7 protein-coding genes and 2 pseudogenes are annotated in these 7,306 nt (G+C 67.2%); 4 read left to right on the plus strand and 5 right to left on the minus strand.

Annotated elements, in window-relative coordinates; all coding sequences use genetic code 11:
• From AB4Y86_RS08060 to AB4Y86_RS08080, 5 genes and pseudogenes are all read right to left on the minus strand, one after another.
• Window positions 1-312, minus strand: a pseudogene (locus AB4Y86_RS08060) (NADP-dependent oxidoreductase); the annotation flags it as partial.
• On the minus strand, window positions 309-740 hold the full coding sequence (locus tag AB4Y86_RS08065) for an organic hydroperoxide resistance protein (RefSeq protein ID WP_441401713.1): 432 nt from the start codon (window positions 738-740) through the stop codon (window positions 309-311). The gene AB4Y86_RS08065 and the pseudogene AB4Y86_RS08060, both read right to left, overlap by 4 nt.
• Window positions 741-805: 65 nt before the next feature.
• The gene (locus AB4Y86_RS08070) at window positions 806-1,198 is read right to left on the minus strand and encodes a MarR family winged helix-turn-helix transcriptional regulator (RefSeq protein WP_441401723.1); all 393 of its coding nucleotides are present in this window, start codon (window positions 1,196-1,198) and stop codon (window positions 806-808) included.
• Between the two features lie 370 nt (window positions 1,199-1,568).
• Window positions 1,569-2,768, minus strand: a complete 1,200-nt coding sequence (locus AB4Y86_RS08075; protein WP_441401715.1) for an amidohydrolase — start codon at window positions 2,766-2,768, stop codon at window positions 1,569-1,571.
• Window positions 2,769-2,882: 114 nt separating this feature from the next.
• Window positions 2,883-4,040 carry a mannose-1-phosphate guanylyltransferase gene (locus AB4Y86_RS08080; protein WP_441401716.1) on the minus strand — a complete coding sequence of 386 codons (1,158 nt, stop codon included), beginning with the start codon at window positions 4,038-4,040 and terminating at the stop codon, window positions 2,883-2,885.
• A 335-nt stretch (window positions 4,041-4,375) separates the two neighbouring features.
• Here AB4Y86_RS08080 and sdhC point away from each other — a divergent pair, with 335 nt between their 5' ends.
• From sdhC to AB4Y86_RS08100, 4 genes and pseudogenes are all read left to right on the plus strand, one after another.
• Window positions 4,376-4,756 carry a succinate dehydrogenase, cytochrome b556 subunit gene (gene sdhC, locus AB4Y86_RS08085; RefSeq protein WP_138770013.1) on the plus strand — a complete coding sequence of 127 codons (381 nt, stop codon included), beginning with the start codon at window positions 4,376-4,378 and terminating at the stop codon, window positions 4,754-4,756.
• 3 nt (window positions 4,757-4,759) lie between these two features.
• Window positions 4,760-5,272 (plus strand): succinate dehydrogenase hydrophobic membrane anchor subunit, encoded by a 513-nt coding sequence (locus AB4Y86_RS08090; protein WP_441401719.1) that lies wholly within the window; start codon window positions 4,760-4,762, stop codon window positions 5,270-5,272.
• Window positions 5,273-5,392: 120 nt separating this feature from the next.
• A complete protein-coding gene (gene sdhA, locus AB4Y86_RS08095; protein WP_441401721.1) occupies window positions 5,393-7,192 on the plus strand; it encodes a succinate dehydrogenase flavoprotein subunit in 1,800 nt (599 codons plus the stop codon).
• A 1-nt stretch (window position 7,193) separates the two neighbouring features.
• Window positions 7,194-7,306, plus strand: a pseudogene (locus AB4Y86_RS08100) (succinate dehydrogenase iron-sulfur subunit); the annotation flags it as partial.

The raw sequence follows: 7,306 nt of genomic DNA on the forward strand, positions 1-7,306 counted from the left end.
GTGCACGACGGTGTCCCCCACCGAACGCTCCGCGGAACGGGACGCGATCACTTCACCGACGGCGCCGCCGTCGAGCGCGGCACCGAGGGCGAACGGCGCGGAGTAGGACTTGACGTCGTTCATCCGGCCGCGCATGTAGGGGTCCACGGAGATATAGAGGTTGCGGACCAGGACCTGGCCGTCCTGCAGTTCGGGCAGGGGCGACTCGGCGAGACGGAAATTGTCCGGGACGGGGCGGCCGTGCGGCCGGGACGCGAGCTGGATTTCGCGGGTGGTGGTGGGGAGCGTGGTGCTCTCAGGGGTGGTGCTCATGCTGCGACCTCCAGGATTTTGATGTCCACGGCGATGTTGCCGCGGGTGGCGTTCGAATACGGGCAGATCTGGTGCGCCTTGGCCACCAGGGCCTCGGCGGTTTCCCGGTCCACGGCGGGCAGGGCGATCTCGAGTTCGGCCGCGAGGCCGTAGCCGGCTCCTTCTTCGAGTGCGCCGAAGTGGATCTTGGCGGCAACCGCCGAATCGGTCAGGTCGGCGCGCTCCTTGCGGCCGACGAGGCGCAGGGCGGAGTGGAAGCAGGCCGCGTAGCCGGCAGCGAAGAGCTGCTCGGGATTCGTACCTTCGCCGGTGCCGCCAAGTTCCACCGGGCTCGCCAGGCTGACGGTGAGTTTGCCGTCGCTGCTTTGCGCGTTGCCGTCACGTCCGTCGCCGGACGCCAGTGCTTCGGCGGTATAGAGGGTCTTCACGGGGGTTCCAATCTGTTGGGGAGCAGGAAAGTGTGGGGAGCCGCGGACCGCAGTCTGCCGGCGGGTCAGTGGGCCGAGTGCAGGGCGGCCGTGAGCCGGACGAGTGTCTCGCGGAGCTGGTCCAGTTCGGCGGCCGACAGTCCGGCGGCGTCCGCCAGCCGCTGCGGGATCCCTTTGGCCCGGGCACTGAGGGCGGTGCCCGCCGCGGTGAGAAAGACCTCGACGCGCCGCTCATCCGCGGCGGACCGCCGTCGTTCCACCAACCCAAGCGACTCGAGCCGCTTGAGCAGCGGCGAGAGGGTGCCGGAATCCAAACCGAGTTCCCGGCCCAACCCGCGGACACTGCGGGGCTGGTCCTCCCACAGCACCATCATTACGAGGTACTGCGGGTAGGTCAGGCCGAGTTCGTCGAGCATGGGCCGGTACGCAGCGGTGGCGGCCCGCGACGCCGCGTACATGGCGAAGCACACCTGGCGATCGAGACGGGGAGCATCGAGCCGGGGTGCATCCAATCCGGAGGGGTTGTGCGGAACGGTTTCAGTCACCCAATAACGGTAGCCCACAATTCAATTGTGCACAACCTAACGGCCCCGCACCTACCTACGCCTCCGGCGGCCTGGCAGGGGTCCGCGGGGGGCACGCGCCGGAATTCCCCATGTATGCCGGGCGCCGACGGCGTGTCGGTCCGGAATGCCGGCGCGTCCCGACGTCGTGCCCTCAAGGGTGGGGAGGTTCCGCGCGGCGTCGCGGGCCGCAGGGCAGACCGGCAGGCAATCCCGGCAAGGCAACCGGACCGACATCCGACGCAGGCCGGAGCCGGGGTGTGGATCAGAGGTCGCGGAGGGTGCGCAGGGCGGCCGCCGTGAGCACCTGGACGCCCAGTCCCAGCGAGCGCTCGTCCAGGATGTAGTCGCCCCGGTGCAGGTCGTACTCTTCGCCGCCGGGGGTTTTTGTGCCCAGCCGCATCATGGCGCCGGGCAGGTCCGCCAGGAACCAGGCGAAGTCTTCGCCGCCCATGGACTGGGGCGTCAGCACGACGGAGCTCTCGCCGATTTCGGCGCGGGCGGCGGCCTCGATCAGCGCGGTTTCGTGTTCGGAGTTCACCACCGGCGGCACGCCGCGGGTGTGTTCAAGGTGCACGTCGACGCCGTAGGGCGCCGCGATCTGCTGCACCACCTCGTCGAGGATCTGCCCGGCGCTGTGCCAGGCGTCCCGGTCCAGGCAGCGCATGGTGCCCGCCATGTAGCCGCTGCCGGGAATCGCGTTCGGGGCCGAGCCGGCCGAAATCTGCCCCCACACCACGGACACGCCGCTGCGCACGTCGACGCGGCGGGACAGCACGGCCGGGACGTTGACGGCGATCTGGGCCAGGGCAAAGACCAGTTCCTCGGTCAGGTGCGGGCGTGAGGTGTGGCCGCCGCGGCCGCTCAGTTCTATCTTGATGGTGTCCGACGCCGAAGTGATGGCTCCGATCCGGGTGCCGATCTTGCCAACCTCGATCCGGGGGTCGCAGTGCAGCGCCAGGATCCGCGGCACTCCCTCGAGGACTCCCTGCTCGATGCAGGCGTGCGCGCCGCCGGGCATGGTCTCCTCGGCCGGCTGGAAGATGATCCGCACCGTGCCGCCCAGCGGCGAGGACTCGTGCATCTGCTGCAGGACCAGGGCGATGCCCAGCATCGTGGTGGTGTGGACGTCGTGGCCGCACGCGTGGGTCACGCCATGGTTGCGGGACGCGAACGCCAGCCCGGTCTCCTCGATGATGGGCAAGGCGTCGATGTCGCCGCGGAGGGCGGTGGCAATGGGCCCCTCCCCCACATCCACGGTCAGCCCGGTGCCCTCGAGCCGGCGCGGTTTGAGGCCGGCAGCCTCAAGCCGACGGGCCAGCTTGTCCGTGGTGCGGAATTCCTTGAAGGAGAGTTCCGGGTGCGCATGGAGGTCGCGGCGGAACTCGATCAGCTCCGGCAGGAGTGGCACCAGCCACGGCCGCACCAGGGTGGTCGGTTCAGCTTCAGTAGTGTAATTGCGCACACAATCACTGTAGCGAGAGTCCCAAAAATAGCGGCATCGCGGACGGTGCATTACGGCCAGCGCGCCCCGGATTGCCGCCGGAACAAGCCCCGAAGCAGGCCGCTACCCGAAGCGCTAGAGAACGTCCGTGTCGCCGCTGGCCTTGAGCGCGTCCACCGCTGCCTTGACCCGTTGCGAGTGCGCCTTGGTGGTCACGAGCAGCGCATCCGGGGTATCGACGATCACCACGTCCTTGATGCCGATCAGGGCGATCACGCGCTTGGTGTCGGTGACCACGACGCCGCTGGCATCCTCGGTGAACACCCGGGCACCCTCGCCGATCACGGTGACGTCGTCGACTTCCTTGGCGCTGTTCAGCCGGCCCACGGAGGCGAAGTCTCCGACGTCGTCCCAAAGGAAGGATCCGGGCACGACGGCGACGTCCCCGGCGGCCGCGGCGGGCTCGGCTACCGCATAGTCGATGGCGATCTTGGGCAGGGTGGGCCAGACTCGGGCCGTGACCTCGTCGCGCAGCGGGGTGTCCCAGGCCTTGGCGATTTCCTGCAGACCCGCGAAGAGTTCCGGCTGGTTGGCTTCCAGGTGCTTGAGCATGAGCGAGACCGGCGCGACGAACATGCCGGCGTTCCAGACGTATTCGCCGCTGTCCAGGTATTGCTGGGCGACTTCCTCGCTGGGCTTTTCGACGAATTCGACCACCGTGTGGGCGTTCGGGGCGCCGGCCACACTCAGCTTCTCGCCGGCCCGGATATAGCCGAAGCCGGTGGAGGGATGCGTGGGCTTGATGCCGATGGTCACGATCTTTCCGGCGGCCGCGGTGTGGATGGCCTCGCGGACGGCGTCCTGGAACAGCCCGACCGGGCTGATGACCTGGTCCGCGGCGAACGACCCCATGATGGCGTCCGGATCGCGCTCGTAGAGGATGGCCGCGGCGAGGCCAATGGCCGCCCCCGAATCCTTGGGCTCGCTCTCCAGCACCAGGTCCGACTCTGCCACCTCAGGCAACTGCCGGCACACGGCCTCGCGGTGCGCCGTACCGGTGACCACCAGCACGCGATTTCCGGCGAGGGGCTCGAGCCGGTCGTAGGTGGCGCGCAGCAACGTGCTGCCGGACCCTGTGAGGTCGTGCAGGAATTTAGGGGCGGCGGCCCGGGACAGCGGCCAGAGCCGGGTTCCCACACCGCCAGCGGGAATCACCGCGATGAAGCGGTCCAGCGGGGAATCCGCCGCAGCGCCCTGAGGTGAGTCGTGGCCGGTCACATTGTCAGTAGTCATCACGGCTACTTTAGCCGAACCCCGCCGTGCGCCCTCGGGCGCGGCCTCGGGGTCCCCCACCGGGGACGCCCACCGGGACACCGGGGACCCCCGGGCACCCCCAGGGCCGGCAGCGGTGGCACGTACGCAAAAAGACAGCGGAAGCCAGTGAATGTGGTCTTCGTCTCAAAACCGGTCAAAAACCGCGCGGGGTGCCGTCACCAACGATCCGCTGAATTGAATAAGCTGTGAGCGAAGCCTAGATTTAGGCTTGAGCTTACGAGTGCTCTCGCAGCAGGCGTTCCCCCCGCGTGGATCCCATGCCAGCGCCGCTGTGTTGCAGGGAGGTTTATTCAGTGCCGACAAAACCAGCTGGCACCTTGTACCGCGGCCGTGAAGGCATGTGGTCTTGGGTTGGACATCGCGTTACCGGTGTAGTGATCTTTTTCTTCTTGTTGGTCCATGTGCTGGACACCTCATTGGTGCGTGTGTCCCCCGAGGCCTACACCGCGGTGATCGGTGCCTACAAGAACCCCCTTATGGCCCTGGGTGAAACGGGCCTTGTCGCAGCGATCGTGTTCCACGCCTTCAACGGCCTGCGGATCATCGCCGTCGACTTCTGGAAGAAGGGCGCCAAATACCAGCGCCAGATGCTGTGGACGGTCCTGGCCCTCTGGGTCGTCGTCATGGTCGGCTTCTCCATCCGCCACCTGTCCCTCGCTTTCGGAGGTCACTAAGCCATGAGTGCAACCCAAATTCAAACCCCACGTAGTGGACACGGCAGGAGTGGACAAAACAGCAGCGGCAAGGGCACCGGCGGCAAGATCGCGCCGCAGTACCGCCGCAGCGGCTCCTCCAAGGGCAACTTCGAAATGCTGGCATGGCTCTTCATGCGGCTTTCCGGCGTCGTGCTCGTGGTCCTCATCTTCGGACACCTGACCGTCAACCTGTTGGTCGGCGAAGGCATCCACGCGATCGACTTCGGCTTCGTCGCAGGCAAATGGGCCGACCCGTTCTGGCAGGTCTGGGACCTGGCCATGCTGTGGCTCGCCATGCTGCACGGCACCAACGGCGTGCGCACCATCATCAATGACTACGCCGAACGGGACGCGACGCGTTTCTGGCTGAAGATCGTGCTCTACGCGGCCGCCGCGGCGATCGTCATCCTGGGCACGCTGGTGATCTTCACCTTCAACCCGTGCCCCGTGGTCGACGGCGTGCAGCTGCCCGGCGGGTTCTGCCCCGCTCCGTAGCGGTCCGGGCCTCCGGGCGTTGATCCTTGCCTGCCCGTGCCGGCCAGGATCACGAGATCTCACTGCGCAGGCTAGGCCGGCGGTGTTTTACAGCGAATTTTGAGAGAAAGAGCATCTGGTATGCAGGTCCATAAGTACGACGTCGTCATTGTCGGCGCCGGTGGCGCTGGCATGCGCGCCGCGATTGAATCCGGTCAGCGCGCACGAACAGCAGTACTGACCAAGCTTTATCCCACCCGCTCCCACACCGGCGCGGCGCAGGGTGGCATGTGTGCCGCCCTGGCCAACGTCGAAGAAGACAACTGGGAGTGGCACACCTTCGACACCGTCAAGGGCGGCGACTACCTCGTCGACCAGGACGCTGCCGAGGTCATGGCAAAGGAAGCGATCGACGCCGTCCTGGACCTGGAGAAGATGGGCCTGCCGTTCAACCGGACGCCCGAGGGCCGGATCGACCAGCGCCGCTTCGGCGGGCACACCCGCGACCACGGCAAGGCGCCGGTCCGCCGTGCGTGCTACGCCGCGGACCGCACCGGGCACATGATCCTGCAGACCCTGTACCAAAACTGCGTCAAGCACAACGTCGAGTTCTACAACGAGTACTACGTGCTGGACCTGCTGACCGTCGAGGAAGACGCGGTCCGCGAGGACGGCACCCCGTACAAGCAGAAGCGCGTGGCCGGCGTCGTGTCCTACGACCTCGCCTCCGGTGAACTGCACGTGTTCCAGGCCAAGTCCGTGATCTTCGCCTCCGGCGGTGCCGGCAAGGTCTTCAAGACCACCTCCAACGCCCACACCCTCACCGGTGACGGCATGGGCATCGCGTTCCGCCGCGGCATCCCGCTCGAAGACATGGAGTTCTTCCAGTTCCACCCGACCGGCCTGGCCGGCCTGGGCATCCTGCTGTCCGAGGCCGCCCGCGGCGAGGGCGCCATCCTGCGCAACTCCGAGGGTGAGCGCTTCATGGAGCGCTACGCCCCCACCATCAAGGACCTCGCCCCGCGCGACATTGTGGCCCGGTCCATGGCCAACGAGGTCCGCGAAGGCCGCGGCTGCGGCCCGAACAAGGACTACGTCCTCCTTGACCTGACGCACCTGGAGCCGGCGCACATCGACGCCAAGCTGCCGGACATCACCGAGTTCGCCCGCACCTACCTCGGTGTGGAACCGTACACGGAGCCGGTCCCGGTCTTCCCGACGGCGCACTACGCCATGGGCGGCATCCCCACCAACATCAGCGCCGAGGTCCTGCAGGACAACGACACCGTCATCCCGGGCCTCTACGCCGCGGGCGAGGTGGCCTGCGTGTCGGTGCATGGCTCCAACCGCCTGGGCACCAACTCGCTGCTGGACATCAACGTCTTCGGCAAGCGCGCCGGCGTCGCCGCCGCGGAGTACGCCAAGACCGCTGACTACGTCGAACTCCCCGCCGATCCCGAGGCGTACACGCTGAACCTGCTGGACCACGTCCGCACCTCGGACGGTACCGAAAAGGTGGCCCAGATCCGCAAGGACCTGCAGGACACCATGGACGCCAACATGCAGGTGTTCCGCACGGCCGACACGCTGAACCAGGTCCTCACGGACATCGCGTCCTTCGAGGAGCGGTACCAGCGCATCAGCGTCCAGGACAAGGGCAAGCGCTTCAACCTGGACCTGCTGGAGGCCGTGGAACTGGGCTTCCTGCTGGAGCTCGCCAAGGTCATGACCGTGGCTGCCCTGCACCGCGAGGAATCCCGCGGCGGACACTTCCGCGAGGACTTCCCCGAGCGCGACGACGAAAARTTCATGAAGCACTCCATGGCGTACAAGGATGACCACGCCCCGGCGGACGGTTCCGCCGAGGCGATTGCCGGCATCCGGCTTGCCACCAAACCGGTGGTCTTTACGCGTTACGAGCCGATGGTGAGGAAGTACTAAGATGACCGCTGAACTCGCTGAGCCAGCCTCCAAGATCGAACTGCCCGCCGGCGTCGGCGGCGGCGGGGAGATCCCGTCCTTCGATGTCACGCTGCGCGTGCGCCGCTACAACCC

Origin of the sequence: Arthrobacter sp. 2YAF22_2 (genome assembly GCF_052114645.1) — a bacterium.
Taxonomy (GTDB): Bacteria; Actinomycetota; Actinomycetes; order Actinomycetales; family Micrococcaceae; genus Arthrobacter.